The sequence below is a fragment of the Pseudoxanthomonas daejeonensis genome (genome assembly GCF_010093205.1).
GTDB classification, from domain to species: Bacteria; Pseudomonadota; Gammaproteobacteria; order Xanthomonadales; family Xanthomonadaceae; genus Pseudoxanthomonas; species Pseudoxanthomonas daejeonensis.
In genome coordinates this window covers 63599-83120 of the sequence record NZ_PDWN01000012.1, presented here as the reverse complement: position 1 = coordinate 83120, position 19522 = coordinate 63599, and the positions used below count along the sequence as shown (strand labels likewise).

Sequence of the window (19522 nt, the reverse complement as noted above, 5' to 3'; positions counted from 1 at the left end):
GCGGTCATGCCCGCGCACCGCTCAGTCCGGCTGCACGTCCTGCGGCGCCACCTCGCGCAGCTTGCCTTCGTGCAGCTCCAGCACCCGGTCCAGGCGGCGTGCCAGGCGGCGGTCGTGGGTGACCAGGACCAGGCTGGTGCGCTGGGCGCGGTTGAGCTCGAGCATCAGCGCGAACACGGTCGCAGCGGTCTTCTCGTCCAGGTTGCCGGTCGGCTCGTCGCCGAGCACGCAGGCCGGGCGGTTGACCAGCGCGCGTGCCACCGCGGCACGCTGGCGCTCGCCACCGGACAGTTCGCCCGGCTTGTGCGCGAGGCGATGACCCAGGCCGACCGACTCCAGCAACGCGCTGGCGCGCTGGCTGGCTTCGGCCCCTTCGCCGCCGGCCAGCAGCACCGGCATCATCACGTTCTCGAGTGCCGTGAACTCCGGCAGCAGGTGGTGGAACTGGTAGACGAAGCCCAGCGCGCGGTTGCGCAGGCGACCACGCTGGCTGTCGGAAAGCGAAGACATCTTGTGCCCGGCGACATAGACCTCGCCCGCGCTGGGCGTGTCCAGCCCGCCGAGCAGGTGCAGCAGCGTGCTCTTGCCCGCGCCGGACGCGCCCACGATCGCCACGGTCTCGCCCGCGGCCACGCGCAGGTCCAGGCCGTCGAATACGTGGGTCTTCAGCTTGCCTTCGGCGTAGGTCTTGCCCAGGCCCTCGGCGCGCAAGGCCTCGCCTTCGGCATGCATGGGTGCGGAATCCATCGGGCTGGCCTCATTCATAGCGCAAAGCCTCCGCCGGCTGGGTGCGTGCGGCGCGCCAGGCCGGGTAAAGCGTGGCCAGGAAGCTCATCAGCAAGGCGACCACCAGCGTGGCGACGACATCCGGGGTCTGCATGTCGGTCGGCAGACCGGTGATGTAGTACACATCCTCCGGCAGGAGGGTGACGTTGAACAAAGCCTCGATGCCATCGAGGATCCGCTCGAGGTTCCAGGTCAGGGTCACCCCGCCCACGAAGCCGAGCACGGTGCCGATGATCCCGATCAGCGTGCCCTGGACCATGAACACCTGCATCACCCCGCCAGGGGTCAGGCCCAGCGTGCGCAGGATGGCGATGTCGGCCTGCTTGTCGGTGACCAGCATCACCTGCGAGTTCACCAGGGTGAAGGCGCCCATCAGGATGATCAGCGACAGGAGGATGCCCATCACCGTCTTTTCCATCTTCAGCGAGTGGTAGAGGTTGGCGTTCTCGCGGGTCCAGTCGCTGACCCGGTAGAAGCCGGGCAGTTTCAGGGCCAGGTCGCGGGCCACCTCGTAGGCCTGGTTCATGTCGTGCAGCATCAGGCGCACGCCGCTGGCGCCGTCCATGCGAAGGACGCGCTGCAGGTCGCCCATGTGGACCACGGCCAGGCCGCGGTCGATGTCGTTGTAGCCGGCCTCGAACACCCCGCTGACGGTGAAACGCTTGTAGCGCGGGATTGCGCCGACGGGCGACCCCTGGAACTCGGGCAGCATCACGGTGACCGGGTCGCCCACGTCCACGCCCAGCCACAACGCCAGTTCCTGGCCGAGCAGGATGTTGTACGAACCTTCGGTGAGCGAGTCGGCCGAGCCCCGCTTCATCTTCTGCGACAGCACCGACACCTTTTCCTCCAGGGTCGGCTCGATGCCGCGCACCATCGCCGGCTGCTTGCGCGGGCCCGACAGCAGCGCCTCGGTCTCGATGAACGGTGCGGCGCCGGAGACGCGCGGATCCTGCCCGGCCACCTCCAGCGCATGCCTCCAGTCCTGCATCGGCACCCCGTCGGCCACCACCGTGGCGTGGGCGGCGAACTGGAGCAGGCGGTCGCGGATCTCCTTCTGGAAGCCGCTCATCACCGCCATGGTGGTGATCAGCACGGTCACGCCCAAGGCGATGCCGAGGATCGAGGCCAGCGAGATGAAGGAGATGAAGCCGTTGCGGCGCTTGGCCCGCAGGTAACGCAGGCCGATGGCCACTTGCACGGGTTTGAACATGGGCCTTCGGGGTCCGTGGCCGGCTCACCCCGGCGTTCGATGGCGACTATGGTGCCATCGGCCGGTCGTGGCGCGAAGCCGCGCGCGCTGCGGCGGCCAGCCGCAGTTCACGCCGCAGCGGCGGTGGCAGCGTGTCCGGCCACCAGACCAGGCGTTCGCTGCGGCCGTCACGATCCACGAGGTGGATGAAGGCCAGCGGACCACGCCACGCGATCCGGCAGGCAGGCATCGGTCGCCCATCGAGCGTGTCCGGCGGCCTGTGCGGCCCGTGCGACGCGGTGCCTGCGGCCAGGACCAGCCTTCGCGGCGCCCTGCCCGCCTCGCGCCGCGCGCTCCACAGGCCGTAGCCGCCGGCGGCCATGGCCAGCGGCCAGGCCAGCGCAGGTGGCAGGTCCGAGCCGAGCACCGACAGCGGCGCCAGGCAGGCGAAGATCAGCAGCGCGGCCAGCAGCCAGCGCGAGGGACGCCATTCAAGCCGGCAGGGCGCGGATGTGGGCGACAAGGGCTGACAGCTCCGCATCCGGGCAGGCCTCGTAGCCCATGAACCAGCGCCACAACTTATCGTCTTCGCAATCCAGAAGGCGTAGGAAAACCCCGCGCTCGGCGTCGGTCGCAGCCGGATAGTCGCGTGCGAGCCAGCGCTCGAACAGCTGGTCCAGTTCGCGCATGCCGCGGCGGCAGCGCCAGCGGATGCGGCGCAGGTCGGCGGCGGGGTCGGCTTGCAGGTCGGTGTGCGTGTCCGTCATCCGCCAATTGTAGGAGCTGGGGCCCCTGCGCGGCACAACGACGCGACCACCCAGTGACACGCGACCCGTGGTCGCGACGGACGGGGCCGCCATCGGCGTCGGAAACGGTGCTGGCAGGGCGCCGCGCAGCACCCGCGGTATCCAGCAGTCGGAAAGGCCGCTACGCCGCGCGCATGGCGCGGACGACCGGGATCAGCCGCGCGCCACTTCGCGCTGCTTCAGCCAGCGGTTGAACAGCAGCGCCGCCAGCGTGGCCAGCGCGCCCGACAGCAGGTACAGGCCGACGTACGGCAGGCCGAAGTGAGCGCACAGGCCCAGCGCCACCAGCGGCGCGAAGGCGGCACCGATCAGCCACGCCAGGTCGGTGGTCAGCGCCGCGCCGGTGTAGCGGTAGCGCGAGCCGAAGTTGCGGGTCACCGCGCCGGAAGCCTGGCCGTAGGACAGGCCCAGCAGCAGGAAGCCCAGCAGCATGAACACCTGCTGCGCGCCTGGACCGCCGCCAAGCAGGGTCGGCGCGAAACCGCTGAACATCGCGATCGCCAGCGCGGTCGCGCCCAGGGTCGGCACGCGGCCGAAACGGTCGGCGATCACGCCCGACGCGAGCATGCCGCCGATGGCGAGGAAGCCACCGACCACCTGCACCATCAGGAAGCGGCTGATGTCCTGCTGGGTGAACAGCTGGATCCAGGACAGCGGGAAGATGGTGACGATGTGGAACATCGCGTAGCTGGCCAGCGCGGCGAACGCACCGATGAACACGTGGCGCCCCTTCTCGCGGAACAGCTCGGCGACCGGCACCGGCTCCAGCTCGCGCTCGCCCATCTGCTGCGCGTACTCGTGGGTGACCACCAGGCGCAGGCGCGAGAACAGCGCGACCACGTTGATCGCGAACGCGGCGAAGAACGGATAGCGCCAGCCCCAATCGTAGAAGTCGTCGTTGGACAGGCTCGAGTACAGGAACGCAAACAGCGATGCGGCGACGATGAAGCCCACCGGCGCGCCGAGCTGGCCGAGCATCGCGTACCAGCCACGGCGGTGCTTGGGCGCATTCAACGCCAGCAGCGAGGGCAATCCGTCCCAGGAGCCGCCCAGGGCGACGCCCTGGCTGCAGCGGAACATCGCCAGCAGCACGATGGCCGCCGCGCCGATCTTCCCGTAGCCGGGCAGGAACGCGATGCCGGCGGTGCTGGTGCCGAGCAGGAACAGCGCGGCGGTCAGCTTGGTGCCGCGGCTCCAGCGCTCCTGGATCCACAGGAACAGCACCGTGCCCAGCGGCCGGGTGACGAACGCCAGCGCGAACACCGCGAACGAATACAGCGTCGCCTGCAAAGGTTCGGCGAAGGGAAAGAACACCTTCGGGAACACCAGCGCCGAGGCGATGCCGTACACGAAGAAGTCGAAGTACTCGGACGTGCGGCCGATGACCACGCCCACGGCGATCTCGCCGGGAGCGACATGCGCATGCGCGCCGGAATCCTGGCCGTGGACGGAGACGGTGGAACTGCTGGACGCGGGGGTCGAGGACATCGCGGGGGGGCTGTGCTGAGGCCTGCGTGAGAGGCTACACCGGTCCGTGTGGCGGGCGTGCAGCCGCCGCCGGGCCGGGTGGCGGCGGTACAGAGTCCCACCATTCCCACGGGGGGGCCATAGGACAAAACGCCCAATCGTGGCGTTCACGGAGCGGGAGTAGAGTGGCACCTCGCTGCGCCCCCACCAGCCGCCTATTCAGATGCCTTCCTTCACGCCCCTGCGCCGCCTGCTGATGGCCGCCGCCCTGGCCCTGCCATTGGCCGGCTGCAACACGATCCTGCTCAATGCCCCGGGCGACATCGCCCGCCAGCAGGGCAACCTGATCATCGTCTCGACGCTGCTGATGCTGATCATCATCGTCCCGGTGATCGCGTTGACGCTGTTCTTCGCCTGGCGCTATCGGGCAGCCAACAAGGACGCTACCTACAAGCCGGACTGGGACCATTCCCTGCAGCTGGAACTGGTGATCTGGGCCGCGCCGTTGCTGATCATCATCGCGCTGGGCGCGATCACCTGGATCAGCACCCACACCCTGGACCCATACCGGCCGCTGGACCGCATCGCCGAGGGCCGGCCGGTCCCCGAAGGCACCGAACCGCTGGTGGTCGAGGTGGTGGCCCTGGACTGGAAGTGGCTGTTCCTCTATCCGGAACAGGGGATCGCCACGGTCAACGAACTGGCCGCCCCCGTCGATCGGCCGATCCTGTTCAAGCTCACCTCTTCCACGGTGATGAACGCGTTCTACGTCCCCGCGCTGGCCGGCATGATCTACACCATGCCCGGCATGCAGACCGAACTGAACGCGGTGATGAGCACGCCCGGCGACTATGAAGGCTTCTCGTCCAACTACAGCGGCGCGGGCTTCTCCGGCATGCGCTTCCGCTTCCATGCGCTGGACCAGGGCGGCTTTGACGAGTGGGTCACCACGGTGCGCGCCGGCGGCAAGCTCGACCGCGAGGCGTACCTGGTGCTGGAGAAGCCCAGCGAGCGCGAGCCCGCGCAGCACTTCGGCCAGGTCGAAGGCGGCCTGTACGAGGCCATCCTCAACCGCTGCGTGGATCCGCGCCGGATGTGCATGCACGAGATGATGGCCATCGACGCCGGCAACGGCCCAGGCCGCAGCGGCATGGAAGGCCTGGAGCAGCGTCGCACCGGCGACCTGCGCGGGCGCCGCTACGTGCAGTCGGCGATGTGCGCATCCACCGACGCACCCGCGCCCGGCCTGACCACTGCCCTCTACCGCAATTCGCCCTGAACCCTGCGCCTGCCGCCCGCGTGGCGGCCTGACGACGGAAGTCCGAACACATGTCCTCGCCGCACTCCACCTCCGCGCCCCACAACCCGCTGACCGGCTACCTGGGCTGGGAGTCGTTCCCCCTGCACGACCCGGTGATCCTGTCGGCCTTCATCGGCACCGCGGTCGCGGGCATCGCGATACTGGCGCTGATCACCCGCTACAAGCTGTGGGGCACGCTGTGGCGTGACTGGTTCACCAGCATCGACCACAAGAAGATCGGCATCATGTACATGGTGCTGGGCATCGTGATGCTGCTGCGCGGCTTCGCCGACGCGCTGATGATGCGCATGCAGCAGGCGATGGCCTTCGGCGACAACCTGGGCTACCTGCCGCCGCACCACTACGACCAGGTGTTCACCGCCCATGGCGTGATCATGATCTTCTTCGTGGCCATGCCCCTGGTCACCGGCCTGATGAACTACCTGGTGCCGCTGCAGATCGGCACCCGCGACGTGGCCTTCCCGTTCCTCAACAACTTCAGCTTCTGGATGACCACCGCCGGCGCGGTGCTGGTCATGCTGTCGCTGTTCGTGGGCGAGTTCGCCAAGACCGGCTGGCTGGCCTACCCGCCCCTGTCCGGCATCGACTACAGCCCGGACGTGGGCGTGGACTACTACATCTGGGCGTTGCAGATCGCCGGCCTGGGCACGTTGTTATCGGGCGTCAACCTGATCGTCACCATCGTCAAGATGCGCGCGCCGGGCATGACCCTGATGCGCATGCCGGTGTTCACCTGGACCGCGCTGTGCACCAACGTTCTGATCGTGATCAGCTTCCCGGTGCTGACCGCGGTGCTGGCCCTGCTCGCCCTGGACCGCTACGTGGGGACCAACTTCTTCACGAACGACCTCGGCGGCAACCCGATGATGTACGTGAACCTGATCTGGATCTGGGGCCACCCGGAGGTCTACATCCTGATCCTGCCGGTGTTCGGCGTGTTCTCCGAGATCGTGGCCACCTATTCGGGCAAGCGCCTGTTCGGCTACAGCTCGATGGTCTACGCCACGGTCGTGATCACGATCCTGTCCTACCTGGTGTGGCTGCACCACTTCTTCACCATGGGCTCGGGCGCCAGCGTCAACTCGTTCTTCGGCATCACCACGATGATCATCTCGATCCCGACCGGGGCGAAGATCTTCAACTGGCTGTTCACCATGTACCGCGGGCGGATCCGCTTCGAGGTGCCGATGCTGTGGACGATGGGCTTCATGGTCACCTTCGTCGTCGGCGGCATGACCGGCGTGCTGCTGGCGGTGCCGCCGGCCGACTTCGTGCTGCACAACAGCCTGTTCCTGGTCGCCCACTTCCACAACGTGATCATCGGCGGCGTGGTGTTCGGCCTGTTCGCCGGCATGACCTTCTGGTTCCCGAAGGCGTTCGGCTTCAGGCTGGACGACTTCTGGGGAAAGATGTCGTTCTGGTTCTGGCTGGCCGGCTACTGGTTCGCGTTCACGCCGCTCTACGTGCTGGGCCTGATGGGCGTGACCCGGCGCGTGAGCCACTTCACCGATCCCTCGCTGCAGATCTGGTTCCAGATCGCCGCGTTCGGCGCCGTGCTGGTGGCGATCGGCATCGCCTGCTTCCTGATCTGCATCTTCGTCAGCTTCCGCAAGCGCGAACAGCTGCGCGACGTGACCGGCGACCCGTGGGATGCGCGCAGCCTGGAATGGTCCACCTCCTCGCCGCCGCCCGAGTACAACTTCGCCTTCACCCCGGTCGTGCACGACAACGATGCGTGGTGGGACATGAAGCAGCGCGGCGCCGCGCGCCCGCGGTCCGGCTTCCTGCCGATCCACATGCCGAGGAACACCGCCGCCGGCGTGGTCCTGGCCGGCCTGAGCACCGTGCTCGGCTTCGCCCTGATCTGGCACATCTGGTGGCTGGTGATCGCCTCGTTCGCCGCCACCCTCATCGCCGCCATCGTCCACAGCTTCAACTACAAGCGCGACTACCACATCCCGGCGCAGACCGTGGCCCGGACCGAGGAGCAGCGCACCGCCCTGCTGGATGCCCATGTCTGACGCCACCACCCTGCCCCTGACCGGCGCCGCCGCGCCCGGCGAGCCGCTGCGGTTCTACGACCTGTCCGGCGATCACCACCCGCAGCAGGGCACCCTGCTCGGCTTCTGGCTGTACCTGATGAGCGACCTGCTCATCTTCGCCTCGCTGTTCGCCGTCTACGGGGTGCTCGGCCGCAACTTCGCCGCCGGCCCGACCGGCGCGGACCTGTTCGACCTGCCGCTGGTGGCGATCAACACCGCGATGCTGCTGTTCTCCTCGATCACCTACGGCTTCGCCATGCTGTCGATGCAGCGTCGCCACATCCCCGGCGTGCTGGCCTGGCTGGCGATCACCGGCCTGTTCGGCCTGGCCTTCCTGGGCATCGAGCTGTACGAGTTCTCGCACATGATCCACCAGGGCGCAGGCCCGCAGCGCAGCGCGTTCCTGTCCGCGTTCTTCGCCCTGGTCGGCACCCACGGCCTGCACGTCACCTTCGGCATCGTCTGGCTGGTGGTGCTGATGGTGCAGGTGCAGCGCCATGGCCTGCACGCGGCCAACCAGCGGCGGCTGCTGTGCCTGTCGATGTTCTGGCACTTCCTGGATGTCGTCTGGATCGGCGTCTTCACCTTCGTCTACCTGATGGGAGTGCTGTGATGAGCCTGCCCAGTGATCCGCACGCACGCCACGACTCCGCGCACGGCCCCGCACACGAGGAGCATGGCGGCGAGCACGGCCCGCACGTGGAAGCCGCGCACGGCTCGATGCGCGACTACGTCACCGGCTTCATCCTGTCGGTGATCCTCACCGCGATCCCGTTCTGGCTGGTGATGGACGGGGTCATCGCCGACCCGGGGACCACCGCGCTGGTGATCCTGGGATTCGCGGCGGCGCAGATCGTGGTGCACATGGTCTATTTCCTGCACATGAACCCGCGCTCGGAGGGTGGCTGGAACATCCTGGCGTTGATCTTCACCACGGTATTCGTGGTGATCATCCTGGCCGGTTCGATGTGGGTGATGCACCACATGAACAAGAACATGATGCCGATGTCGCCCCACGAGGCGCGGATCCAGCCCTGATCACGGCCAGCCACGGCATGCCCTGCACGCGGACATGAGCACCCGGCAACTTCCGCCGCGGTCGTCGCACGCCAGCGGCGAGGTACCGCGCCCGCCGCGCAGCCCGCTCGCGGCGAGCGTGCTGGTCGTCGCGTTCATCGCCGGCTTCCTGCTGTTCGCCGCGCTCGGCGCCTGGCAGGTGCAGCGCCTGGGCTGGAAGCACGACCTCGTCGCGCGGGTGGACGCGCGCATCCACGCCCCCGCCGAGCCGGCGCCTGATGCCGCCGCATGGGCCGCCAGCACACCGAAGGACCAGGAGTACCGCCACGTGGTCCTGCACGGTGCGTGGCTGCCGGGCAAGGACACCCGCGTACAGGCGGTGACCGAGGCCGGCGCCGGTCGCTGGCTGCTGCGCCCGCTGCGCAGGGAGGATGGCAGCGTCGTGCTGGTCAACCTGGGCTTCGTCCCGGAAGACTGGCCGTTGCCCGAGCCGCCTTCCGGCCGGGCCGCGGTGACCGGGTTGCTGCGCCTGTCCGAACCCGGGGGCGGCTTCCTGCGCCAGAACGTGCCGGCAGCGGAGCGCTGGTACTCCCGTGACGTCGAAGCGATCGCGCTCCACCGCGGGCTCGCGCCGGCAGCCCCCTGGTTCGTCGATGCCGATGCCGCTTCCGCCACGCAGGCCGGCACGCCATGGCCCCGTGGCGGTTTGACGGTGGTACGGTTCCGCGACAACCACCTGGGCTATGCGCTGACCTGGTTCGCGCTGGCCCTGCTGGTGGCCGGCGGCGGCTGGCGATTCGCGGTCGAGGAACGCCGGATCCGCCGCCACTGGCGCCAGCACACGGAGTCCACGGATGCCCCAGGAACAAGCGCCGGTTCCCGGCACCGATAAACGCCAGGCGATCGAGTCCGCGCGCACCGACACCACCCGCGGTGCGGGCATCCGCAGCATGCAACAGCTGATCCAGCTGCGCTGGATCGCCATCGTCGGCCAACTCGCCACCATCGCGTTCGTGCACTTCGTCCTCGGCATCCATCTGCCGCTGGTGTCCATGCTCACCGTGGCCGGGGGGCTGGCGGCGTTCAACCTGGCCAGCCTGGTGTTCTGGCGGCCGCGCCAGGAGGTTGGCGATGCGGTCCTGCTGGTCGCGCTGCTGGTCGACGTGGCCGCGCTGACCGCGCAGCTGCACCTCAGTGGCGGCATCACCAATCCGTTCGTCTTCCTCTACCTGCTGCAGGTCGCCCTGGGCGCGGTGCTGCTGCCGGCCTGGGCGGGCCGCGTCGTGGTCGCGGCCAGCTGCGTGGGCGTCCTCTACCTGGTGGCATCGCCCGGACCCGTCACCCTCGCAGCGGACCCTGCGCGCGGCATCGCCGATCCCTACGTGCAGGGCCTGCTCGCGTGCTTCCTGCTGACCACGGTGCTGGCGGCGGTATTCATCGGGCGCATCGCGCGGATCCTGCGCGACCGCGACGCGCGCCTGGCAGACCTGCGCCAGCAGGCGGTCGAGGAAGAGCACATCGTGCGCATGGGCCTGCTCGCATCCGGCGCGGCGCACGAGCTGGGCACGCCGCTGGCGACCCTGTCGGTGCTGCTGGGCGACTGGCGACGGATGGAGCCGTTCACCTCGCACCCCGACCTCCAGCAGGACCTGGACGAAATGCAGACCCAGCTCGTGCGCTGCAAGAGCATCGTCACCGGCATCCTGCAGTCGGCGGGCGATGCGCGCGGCGAGGCCCCGGCCCACACCACGCTGGCGGTGTTCCTGGATGAACTGGTCAGCGAATGGAGCGCCACCCGGCCGGTGGAAACGCTGGACTACCGTCGCGAGCTCGATGCCGACGTGCCGATCGTGTCGGACTCGGGCCTCAAGCAGATGATCAACAACATCCTCGACAACGCGCTGGAGGCGTCGCCGCAATGGGTCGGCCTCGATGTGACCCGCGAAGGTGAGGACGGCGAAGTACTGCGGCTGAAGGTGAGCGATTCCGGAACGGGGTTCACCGCCGGCACCCTGGCCGATTTCGGCAAGCCCTACAATTCGAGCAAGGGCCGGCCAGGCGGTGGCCTGGGCCTGTTCCTTTCGCTCAACGTCGCACGCAGCCTCGGCGGCCGCCTTGCCGCCAGCAATCGCGTCCCGAACGGGGCCTCGGTGGTGCTGGAACTCCCGCTGGCCTCGCTGGCACTGCCAGGCGACACCGCGGGCGAGAACGACCTGGACGATGCCGATGACGAATGACCCTCCTGCCGCGCTACGCCGCCTCCTCGTCGTCGAGGACGATGCCGCGTTCGCACGCACGCTGTTGCGCTCGTTCGAACGGCGCGGCTACGAAGTGCGCCACGCGACCAGCCAAGCCGAACTGGAGGAGGTGCTGCGCGACTTCGCTCCGGCTTATGCGGTGGTGGACCTGAAACTGGCCGGCGGCAGTTCCGGCCTGGCCTGCGTGCAGGCGCTGCATGCGCACGATGCCGACATGCTGATCGTGGTGCTGACCGGTTACGCGAGCATCGCCACGGCGGTGGAGGCAATCAAGCTCGGCGCCTGCCATTACCTGGCCAAACCCTCCAACACCGACGACATCGAGGCCGCGTTCGGCCGCGCCGGGGGTAACGTGGAAGTCGCGCTGGGCGAGCGCCAGAGCTCGATCAAGACCCTGGAGTGGGAACGCATCCACGAGGTGCTGGCCGAGACCGGCTTCAACGTTTCCGAAACCGCGCGTCGACTGGGCATGCACCGGCGCACGTTGGCGCGCAAGCTCGGCAAGCAGCAGGTCAAGTAGCGGGCGCGCGGGTCTGCCTCGAGCGCATCGATTCACGCAAGAAGCACCCGCCAAAAAGGCCGCTCTTTCAATTGGTCGTGTCGCCAGGCGCGAGGCCTCCTGGCGCGAATGTCCCCCGGCGCCGGCCTGCGGCCGACGCCTCCTCCTTTATTTCGCGCCAGGAGACCTCGCACCGACGAACCGGGTGTGGTGTGTTGCCCGTGAAAGCGCAGTTCCGCCCAGGCCCCGGCCAGCCTCGTTCGAAATCCCGCGCTGAAACAAGCTCGACTCCCCGAGCCTCGACCTGGCATGCGTATCCCAGAAGCGAAATCAAGGAGGAGGCAGCCGCGCAAGCGGATGCCGGGGGACATTCGCTGGCGGGGTCCGCATGCCGGGGCGAGGCCCTTCCGGTCGCGATGCCCGCTCGTACGCAGTTTCGACCACTACCCGAGGCTGCGTATCGCGGCCCATGAGGACCAAAGAAAAAGGCCCGGCATTGCCGGGCCTTTCGATACTCGCCCAGGTGGATCGCTCCACCGCCAGGCCTGGATCAGGCGCGGCGCGCCATCATCAGCTTCTTGATCTCGGCAATCGCCAGCGCAGGATTCAGGCCCTTCGGGCAGGTCCGCGCGCAGTTCATGATGGTGTGGCAGCGGTACAGCTTGAACGGATCTTCCAGGTCGTCCAGGCGCGCACCGGTGTCCTCGTCGCGGGAGTCGATGATCCAACGATAGGCCTGCAAAAGGATCGCCGGGCCCAGGTAACGCTCGCCGTTCCACCAGTAGCTCGGGCAGCTGGTCGAACAGCATGCGCACAGGATGCACTCGTACAGGCCGTCCAGCTTCTTGCGATCTTCCGGCGACTGCAGGCGCTCGCGGTCCGGCGGCGCCGGCGTCTGCGTGCGGATCCACGGCTTGATCGAGGCGTACTGCGCGTAGAAGTGGGTCAGGTCCGGGACCAGGTCCTTGACCACCTCCATGTGCGGCAACGGATAGATCGGCACTTCGGCCTTGCCGCAATCCGCGATCGCGCGGGTGCAGGCCAGCGTGTTGGTGCCGTCGATGTTCATCGCGCACGAACCGCAGATGCCCTCGCGACAGGAACGGCGGAACGTCAGGGTCGGGTCGATCTCGTTCTTGATCTTGATCAGCGCGTCCAGGACCATCGGCCCGCACGCGGCCAGGTCGACCTCGTAGGTATCGGTGCGCGGATTCGCCCCGTCGTCCGGGTTCCAGCGGTAGACCTTGAACGTACGCGGGTTCTTCGCGTCCTTGGCCGGGAAATGCTTGCCTTTCCTGACCGTGGAATTCTTCGGAAGACTGAACTCTGCCATGGCTGATCTCGTTGGCTCAGGCGGCCCGCAGTGCGAGCGGGACGCGCGCGCAGCGCGCGTCGTGGGAATGGAAGGTCGGGCGCTGCATCACCGCGTCAGTACACGCGCGGCTTGGGCGGCACCACGGCCACGTCATCGCTGAGCGTGTACATGTGCACCGGGCGGTAGTCGAAGCTGCAGGCGCCCTTGTCGTCGACGGTGACCAGCGTGTGCTTGTGCCAGTTGACGTCGTCGCGCTCGGGGAAATCCTCGTGGGCGTGGGCGCCGCGGCTCTCATGGCGCTGTTCGGCCGAATTGATCGTGGCCACCGCGTTCAGCAGCAGGTTGTGCAGCTCGTAGGTCTCGATCAGGTCCGAATTCCAGACCAGCGAGCGGTCGGAGACCTTGACGTCCTCGAAGCTGGAGAAGATGTCGGCCATCTTCTCGCAGCCTTCCTTCAGCGTCTTGCTGGTGCGGAACACCGCCGCGTCGGACTGCATGGTCCGCTGCATGCGGTCGCGGATCACGGCGGTCGGCGTGTCGCCATCGGCGTTGCGCAGCTTGTCCAGGTGCGACAGCGCCTTGTCGCAGGCGTCGGACGCCAGCGGCTTGTGCGGGGCGTTGGTCTTGATCGTGGTGGCGCAGCGGTTGGCCACCGCGCGACCGAACACGACCAGGTCCAGCAGCGAGTTGGAACCCAGGCGGTTGGCGCCGTGCACCGACACGCAGGCCGCCTCGCCGATCGCGTACAGGCCGGGCACGACCGCGTCGGGGTTGTCGCCGACCTTGCGCACGACTTCGCCGTGGTAGTTGGTCGGGATGCCGCCCATGTTGTAGTGCACGGTCGGGATCACCGGGATCGGCTGCTTGGTCACGTCCACGCCGGCGAAGATGTGCGCGCTTTCGGCGATACCCGGCAGCTTCTCGTTGATGACTTCCGGGCCCAGGTGGGTCAGGTCGAGCAGGATGTGGTCCTTGTGCTCGCCGACGCCACGGCCTTCGCGGATCTCGATGGTCATCGAACGGCTGACCACGTCGCGCGAAGCCAGGTCCTTGTAATGCGGTGCGTAGCGCTCCATGAAGCGCTCGCCATTGGCGTTGCGCAGGATGCCGCCTTCGCCGCGCACGCCTTCGGTGATCAGGCAGCCGGCACCGTAGATGCCGGTCGGGTGGAACTGCACGAACTCCATGTCCTGCAAAGGCAGCCCGGCGCGGGCCACGAGGCCGCCGCCGTCACCGGTGCAGGTGTGGGCGGAGGTGGCGCTGAAGTAGGCACGGCCGTAGCCACCGGTGGCCAGGACCACGCCATGGGCGCGGAACAGGTGCAGCGAACCCTCGGCCATGTCCAGGGCCAGTACGCCGCGGCATGCGCCCTCTTCGTCGAAGATCAGGTCGAGCGCGAAGTACTCGATCATGAAGCGCGCGTCGTGCGCCAGCGACTGCTGGTACAGCGTGTGCAGCATGGCGTGGCCGGTGCGGTCGGCGGCGGCGCAGGTGCGCTGCGCCGGCGGGCCTTCGCCGAACTTGGTGGTCATGCCGCCGAACGGGCGCTGGTAGATCTTGCCTTCCTCGGTGCGCGAGAACGGCACGCCGTAGTGCTCCAGCTCGATGATCGCCGGGATCGCCTCGCGGCACATGTACTCGATCGCGTCCTGGTCGCCCAGCCAGTCCGAACCCTTGATGGTGTCGTAGAAGTGGTAGCGCCAGTCGTCTTCGCCCATGTTGCCCAGCGCGGCGGAGATGCCGCCCTGCGCGGCGACCGTGTGCGAGCGGGTCGGGAAGACCTTGGTCAGGCAGACCGTCTGCAGGCCCTTCTGGGCCAGGCCGAAGGTGGCGCGCAGCCCGGCGCCACCGGCGCCGATGACGACCATGTCGTACTTGTGTTCGGTGATCTTGTAGGCGGACATCGAGTCTTGGTTCCTTTGCGCGCGGTCAGCCGGCCAGCGCGATGCGGGCCACGGCGAAGATGCTGACGATCGCGCCCAGCACCGCGATGAACTTGACGCTGACCTGCAGCGCAAGGGCCAGCAGCGAATTGTGGATGTAGTCCTCCAGGATGACCTGCAGGCCCAACTGCGCGTGCCAGAAGGCGGCGACCAGGAAGCCGACCAGCAGCACCGCGTTCCACGGCTTGGACACCGCGTCGGCGGCCGTGAGGTAATCGCTGCCGACCAGGCCCAGCACGAACCAGACGAACCAGATGCCCAGGAACACCAGGGCGGTGGCGGTCAGGCGCTGGTGGACGAAGTGCTCGGTGCCGGTCTTGGCCGTGCCCAGGCCGCGCACGTTCTTCAGCGGGGTGCGGAAACGGGTCATGCGGCACCTCCGTTGCGGGCGCAGAACCAGATCAGCGCGGTGATGGCCAGGCTGGCGACGACCGACAGCCAGCTGCTGCGGACGAAGGCCGCGATGCTGAAGCCGTGGCCGAAGTCCTGCACGACATGGCGGATGCCGTTGCACAGGTGGTAGGCGAAGGCCCAGCTCCAGCCGAACAGGAACAGCTTGCCGTACCAGGTGGCGGCCACGCCGGTGAAGCAGGCCCAGTGGTCCGGACCGAGCATCAGGCACAACAGGCCCGCGGCGATGACCAGGGCGCCGGCCGACAGGACGATGCCGGTGGCGCGGTGCAGGATCGAGGTCACCATCTGGATCTGCCAGCGGTACACCTGCAGATGCGGTGACAGGGGACGTTCGCGACTGCTCATTCGCTGGTATGTCTCGGCTGTGCGGCCGACCGGCCGCGTGGCTGAAGGTACGGCGTCAGAAATCGACGCAGCGCCCGTTCTTTTCCCAATCCCCGTAGCGGGTCGGCTCCGGACCCTCGCGACCACCGATTTCGCGTGGCAACACCGCGCCGTCCGCGTCCGCGGACCGCATCGTTCCGGGATCCTGCGCGGCGGCAGGCTCGGGAACCACGGGGATCTGACCTATCATGGGATTCCTTGCAACGCACAAAATTTTAAGCCCCGGTCACGTGCCTGACAACCAGCCATTCGTATCCCCCTTGAATCCAGCGGGTTTTTTCGCACTGGAGAGCCATACGGTACTCGCCTTGGACGGGGCCGATGCGGTTGCTTTCGCCCAGGCCCAGTTCGCCAGCGACGTCGTCGCCCTCGCCCCCGGACACTGGCACTGGAGTGCGTGGCTGACCGCCAAGGGCCGGGTCATCGCGGTGTTCGCGCTGCTGCGCACGGGCGATACGGCCTTGCGGCTGGTGCTGCCGGACCACGACGCGGCGGAACTGGGCGACGCGCTTCGTCGATTCGTGTTCCGGCGCAAGGTCACCATCTCGGCGCGAACCGACCTGCGCGTGTCGGGGATGTTCGCCGCGCCGGCCCAGGCGCACGGCCCGGTGCTGGCGGGCGACGAGGAAAGCGGCCTGGAGCTCGATTACGGAGCGCCGGGGCTGCCGCGCACATTGCGCCTGTCCCCCGCCCTGCTGCCCGACGATCCCGCATCCGTCGAAGCCTGGAACGTCGCCGATCTGCGGCTGGGCCTGCCACGCCTGCCGCCGCCGCAGCGCGAACAGTGGACGCCACAACAGCTGGCGCTCGACCGGCTGGAGGCCTTCAGCGTCAAGAAGGGCTGCTACCCCGGCCAGGAAATCGTCGCCCGCACCCATTTCCTCGGCAGGGCCAAGCGCGAACTGCTCCTGCTGCGGGTCGCCGACAAGGTCGATCCGGGCGCCCAGGTCACCCAGTCCGGCACCGCGATCGGCAGCATCGTCAGTGCGGCCGGGCGGTCGCGGCGATACGCGTTGGCGGTCCTGCCGCTGGAACGGGAGCCAGCCCCGCTGCTCGCGGACGGCAGCGAAACGGTGACTGAAGCCTTCGTCGAGGGTTTCGCCCGCTGAACCGTCCGGGCGGAGGGCGGCTCAGGCCGCCAGCCGCATGCCGTTGCCCGGGTCGAAGAAGTGCAGGTGCGCCGGATCGGCCCGCAGGTTCAGCTGCGTGCCCGGCTCGGGCAGGCGCTGCGGCGGCAGCCGCGAGACCAGGGCACGACCACCGAAATCCAGGTGCAGGAACGCCTCGCTTCCGATCGGCTCGACCACGTCCACCCGCGCCTGCAGGCCTTCGCCGGCCACTGGCAGCAGGTGCTCGGGACGCACGCCCAGGGCCACCCGCCGCCCCAGCCAGGCCGGGGGAACTTCAGCGCCCGGCAGCGGCACGTCGCCCTGCCCGTCCAGCACCAGGCGCAAGCCATCGGCGAGCTGCAGCTCGCCTTCGAGCACGTTCATTGCCGGGCTGCCCAGGAAACCGGCCACGAACAGGTTGGCCGGGCGCTCGTACAACGCCATCGGGGTGTCGATCTGCTGGATCCGGCCGGCGTCGAGCACGACGATGCGCTGGCCCAGGGTCATCGCCTCGACCTGGTCGTGGGTGACGTACACCATCGTCGCCCCCAGGCGCTGGTGCAGGCGTGCGATTTCGGTGCGGGTGGAGTGGCGCAGCTTGGCGTCCAGGTTGGACAGCGGCTCGTCGAGCAGGAACACCGCCGGCTCGCGGACCAGCGCCCGCCCCAGCGCCACGCGCTGGCGCTGCCCGCCGGACATCTCGCGCGGGCGCTTGCCAAGCATGCCGTCCAGGCCGAGCATCCCCGCCGCGTCCGCGACCCGCCGCTCGACTTCGGCGCGCGGCTGGCCGCGCAGCTTCAGGCCGAAGGCCAGGTTCTCGGCGACGGTCATGTGCGGGTACAGCGCGTAGCTCTGGAAGACCATGGCGATGTCGCGATCCTTGGGGGCGACGTCGTTGACCACGCGCCCGCCGATCTTCAGGGTTCCCGCGCTGATCTCCTCCAGCCCCGCGATCATCCGCAACAGCGTCGACTTGCCGCAACCCGACGGACCGACCAGGACCATCAGTTCGCCATCGGCGATCTCGAAGGTCGCGCCATGCACGGCGACCTGGCCGTTCGGATAGACCTTGCGGACCTGTTCCAGCTGCAAACCCGCCATCCGGACCTCCGGGAATACGTATGCGTTACGCGTGCGGCGCCATCCCCGGCATTCGCCCGACTGGACCGGGATCATGTCACGCGACCGGGGCCGAGGCGACCCGCCGCCGCTCGCGCGAGAACGCGCGATGTCCCGCGATGCAGGTACGACAGGGCCTGCATGCGGTTGTGTCCGGCGCGTGCCGGTATGCGTACCGGGATAGGGCCAAGCCCCCTCCGTGCGCCGGGGCATGGAATCGACCGTTTCCACAGAGACGTTCCTGACCACTGGACAAGAAGTGCGGCGGACGGCCATATTTCGACAGTTTGTACGCCCGCGCACGGGCAGCCTTCACATCCCCACAGCGTCATCCGTCCGCCCGCCGGACGCGACCCACGAGAGAAGCCACGGAACCGATGCCACACGCCACGGAAGCCCACCGGATGCACGACACCCTGCTGCTGTTCGGCGCCACTGGCGACCTCGCGCAGCGCTACCTGTTCCCATCGCTGCTGCGCCTGCAGGGCGACGGGCTGCTGCCGGAGAATTTCCGCGTGCGTGCGCTGGCCCTGTCGCCGCACGACACTGACAAGTTCCGCGAGATCCTGCGCGAACGCTTCACCCAGCTCGCCCACTACACCCCGACCGCCGAGCAGGTCGACACGTTCCTGGCCAGGATCGACTACCGCTCGGTCGACATGCGCACGCCCGAATCGGTGGCCGAGGCCGTGCGCGACCTGGTCGACCGGCCCTGCGTGAGCTACCTGTCGATCCCGCCGGGCCTGTACATCAGCACCTGCGAAGGCCTCGCCCTGGGCGGCGCGTTCAAAGCGCCGAACCGGCTGATGCTGGAGAAACCCATCGGTGCGGACCTGGCGTCGGCGCGCGAGATCAACGCCACGATCGGCGGCCTGATCGACGAGGACCGGATCTTCCGCATCGACCATTACCTGGGCAAGGCGGCGGTGCAGAACCTGCTGGCCCTGCGCTTCGGCAACACGCTGCTGGAGGCGGTCTGGAACCGCACTTACATCGACTCGGTCAACATCCTGGTCTCGGAAACCGAGGGCGTGGATGGCCGCAACGCCTACTACGCCCGTTCCGGCGCGCTGCGCGACATGGTCCAGAGCCACATCCTGCAGCTGCTGTGCCTGGTGGCGATGGAGCCGCCGGCCTCGCTGGCCGCCGATCGCATCCGCGACGAGAAGGTCAAGGTGCTGCGCGCGCTGCGCCCGTTCACCGCCCACGAGGCGCAACGCCACAGCGTGCGCGGCCGCTACATCGCGGGCACGATCGATGGCGCGCCGGTGCAGGCTTATGCGGCCCCGGATGACAGCGATGTCGAAACCTACGTGGGCGTCACCGCGCACATCGACAACTGGCGCTGGGCCGGGGTGCCGTTCCACCTGGTCACCGGCAAGCGCATGGCCGAGCGCGCCACCGTGGTCACGGTGACGCTCAAGCCGGTCAGCCACTGGCTGTTCGAACGCCCGGACGGCGCGCACGCCGCGCCCAATCGCCTGACCTTCCGCCTGCAGCCGCAGGAGGACATCGAGCTGGGCCTGATGAGCAGCCTGGCCGGACCGGAATGGGGCACGCTGGAGCTGCAGCCGCTGGAGCTGGAGCTTTCCTCGGAAACCGGCAAGAACCGTCGCATCGCCTACGAGCGCCTGTTCCTGGACGCGCTGCACGGCAGCCACGCGCTGTTCGTGCGCAACGACGAGGTCGAGGCCGCCTGGGCGTGGATCGACTCGGTGGTCGAAGGCTGGAAGGCCGGTGACGTGCCGCTGCGCTACTACCCGGCCGGGACCTCGGGACCCCATGAAGCCACCGCCTACCTGCCCGCGCAGTTCGACGCGGTCGGTCGCCCGGCGCAGCGCGGGTCCTGA

20 protein-coding genes are annotated in these 19522 nt (G+C 68.4%); 9 read left to right on the top strand and 11 right to left on the bottom strand.

Going from position 1 to position 19522, the window contains the following annotated elements; all coding sequences use genetic code 11:
• Nucleotides 1-21 precede the first annotated feature (21 nt).
• The 5 genes from lolD to CSC65_RS12660 all read right to left on the bottom strand — a co-directional run bounded on the left by lolD (nucleotide 22) and on the right by CSC65_RS12660 (nucleotide 4272).
• Nucleotides 22-747 (bottom strand): lipoprotein-releasing ABC transporter ATP-binding protein LolD, encoded by a 726-nt coding sequence (gene lolD, locus CSC65_RS12680; protein ID WP_484573190.1) that lies wholly within the window; start codon nucleotides 745-747, stop codon nucleotides 22-24.
• A 10-nt stretch (nucleotides 748-757) separates the two neighbouring features.
• Nucleotides 758-1999 carry a lipoprotein-releasing ABC transporter permease subunit gene (locus CSC65_RS12675; RefSeq protein ID WP_162410936.1) on the bottom strand — a complete coding sequence of 414 codons (1242 nt, stop codon included), beginning with the start codon at nucleotides 1997-1999 and terminating at the stop codon, nucleotides 758-760.
• A gap of 46 nt (nucleotides 2000-2045) precedes the next feature.
• On the bottom strand, nucleotides 2046-2501 hold the full coding sequence (locus CSC65_RS12670; RefSeq protein WP_338015109.1) for a hypothetical protein: 456 nt from the start codon (nucleotides 2499-2501) through the stop codon (nucleotides 2046-2048).
• The gene (locus tag CSC65_RS12665; RefSeq protein ID WP_162410934.1) at nucleotides 2470-2745 is read right to left on the bottom strand and encodes an FAD assembly factor SdhE; all 276 of its coding nucleotides are present in this window, start codon (nucleotides 2743-2745) and stop codon (nucleotides 2470-2472) included. The genes CSC65_RS12670 and CSC65_RS12665 overlap by 32 nt, the downstream gene beginning before the upstream one ends.
• Nucleotides 2746-2937: 192 nt before the next feature.
• Nucleotides 2938-4272, bottom strand: a complete 1335-nt coding sequence (locus CSC65_RS12660; RefSeq protein WP_162410933.1) for an MFS transporter — start codon at nucleotides 4270-4272, stop codon at nucleotides 2938-2940.
• A gap of 202 nt (nucleotides 4273-4474) precedes the next feature.
• Here CSC65_RS12660 and cyoA point away from each other — a divergent pair, with 202 nt between their 5' ends.
• From cyoA to CSC65_RS12625, 7 genes are all read left to right on the top strand, one after another.
• Nucleotides 4475-5530, top strand: coding sequence for a ubiquinol oxidase subunit II (gene cyoA / locus CSC65_RS12655; protein WP_162410932.1), 1056 nt, complete (start codon nucleotides 4475-4477; stop codon nucleotides 5528-5530).
• A gap of 89 nt (nucleotides 5531-5619) precedes the next feature.
• Nucleotides 5620-7593, top strand: coding sequence for a cytochrome o ubiquinol oxidase subunit I (cyoB, locus tag CSC65_RS12650; protein WP_425501365.1), 1974 nt, complete (start codon nucleotides 5620-5622; stop codon nucleotides 7591-7593).
• A complete protein-coding gene (cyoC, locus tag CSC65_RS12645; RefSeq protein ID WP_425501363.1) occupies nucleotides 7580-8227 on the top strand; it encodes a cytochrome o ubiquinol oxidase subunit III in 648 nt (215 codons plus the stop codon). Before cyoB ends, cyoC begins: the two co-directional genes overlap by 14 nt.
• A complete protein-coding gene (gene cyoD, locus CSC65_RS12640) occupies nucleotides 8227-8652 on the top strand; it encodes a cytochrome o ubiquinol oxidase subunit IV (RefSeq protein ID WP_162410929.1) in 426 nt (141 codons plus the stop codon). Before cyoC ends, cyoD begins: the two co-directional genes overlap by 1 nt.
• A 34-nt stretch (nucleotides 8653-8686) precedes the next feature.
• Nucleotides 8687-9523 (top strand): SURF1 family protein, encoded by an 837-nt coding sequence (locus CSC65_RS12635; RefSeq protein WP_162410928.1) that lies wholly within the window; start codon nucleotides 8687-8689, stop codon nucleotides 9521-9523.
• Complete coding sequence (locus CSC65_RS12630; RefSeq protein ID WP_162410927.1) at nucleotides 9486-10868, top strand: ATP-binding protein; 1383 nt, start codon at nucleotides 9486-9488, stop codon at nucleotides 10866-10868. Before CSC65_RS12635 ends, CSC65_RS12630 begins: the two co-directional genes overlap by 38 nt.
• Nucleotides 10858-11409: a response regulator transcription factor gene (locus CSC65_RS12625; RefSeq protein WP_162410926.1), complete on the top strand. Its 552-nt coding sequence runs from the start codon at nucleotides 10858-10860 to the stop codon at nucleotides 11407-11409. The genes CSC65_RS12630 and CSC65_RS12625 overlap by 11 nt, the downstream gene beginning before the upstream one ends.
• A 529-nt stretch (nucleotides 11410-11938) precedes the next feature.
• Here the strand turns inward: CSC65_RS12625 and CSC65_RS12620 are convergent.
• The 5 genes from CSC65_RS12620 to CSC65_RS12600 all read right to left on the bottom strand — a co-directional run bounded on the left by CSC65_RS12620 (nucleotide 11939) and on the right by CSC65_RS12600 (nucleotide 15577).
• On the bottom strand, nucleotides 11939-12721 hold the full coding sequence (locus tag CSC65_RS12620) for a succinate dehydrogenase iron-sulfur subunit (RefSeq protein WP_162410925.1): 783 nt from the start codon (nucleotides 12719-12721) through the stop codon (nucleotides 11939-11941).
• A gap of 95 nt (nucleotides 12722-12816) precedes the next feature.
• Nucleotides 12817-14607: a succinate dehydrogenase flavoprotein subunit gene (gene sdhA, locus CSC65_RS12615; RefSeq protein ID WP_162410924.1), complete on the bottom strand. Its 1791-nt coding sequence runs from the start codon at nucleotides 14605-14607 to the stop codon at nucleotides 12817-12819.
• Between the two features lie 25 nt (nucleotides 14608-14632).
• Nucleotides 14633-15016, bottom strand: a complete 384-nt coding sequence (gene sdhD / locus CSC65_RS12610; protein WP_162410923.1) for a succinate dehydrogenase, hydrophobic membrane anchor protein — start codon at nucleotides 15014-15016, stop codon at nucleotides 14633-14635.
• A complete protein-coding gene (gene sdhC, locus CSC65_RS12605) occupies nucleotides 15013-15405 on the bottom strand; it encodes a succinate dehydrogenase, cytochrome b556 subunit (protein WP_162410922.1) in 393 nt (130 codons plus the stop codon). The genes sdhD and sdhC overlap by 4 nt, the downstream gene beginning before the upstream one ends.
• Before the next feature lie 55 nt (nucleotides 15406-15460).
• Complete coding sequence (locus tag CSC65_RS12600; RefSeq protein WP_238390387.1) at nucleotides 15461-15577, bottom strand: DUF1674 domain-containing protein; 117 nt, start codon at nucleotides 15575-15577, stop codon at nucleotides 15461-15463.
• Nucleotides 15578-15674: 97 nt separating this feature from the next.
• Between CSC65_RS12600 and ygfZ the strand changes: the two genes are divergently transcribed.
• Entirely contained in the window at nucleotides 15675-16553 is an 879-nt protein-coding gene (gene ygfZ / locus CSC65_RS12595) for a CAF17-like 4Fe-4S cluster assembly/insertion protein YgfZ (RefSeq protein ID WP_425501362.1), read from the top strand.
• A 21-nt stretch (nucleotides 16554-16574) separates the two neighbouring features.
• Here ygfZ and CSC65_RS12590 read toward each other — a convergent pair whose 3' ends face one another.
• The gene (locus CSC65_RS12590) at nucleotides 16575-17654 is read right to left on the bottom strand and encodes an ABC transporter ATP-binding protein (RefSeq protein WP_162410919.1); all 1080 of its coding nucleotides are present in this window, start codon (nucleotides 17652-17654) and stop codon (nucleotides 16575-16577) included.
• Between the two features lie 422 nt (nucleotides 17655-18076).
• Between CSC65_RS12590 and zwf the strand changes: the two genes are divergently transcribed.
• Nucleotides 18077-19522, top strand: a complete 1446-nt coding sequence (gene zwf, locus CSC65_RS12585; protein WP_162410918.1) for a glucose-6-phosphate dehydrogenase — start codon at nucleotides 18077-18079, stop codon at nucleotides 19520-19522.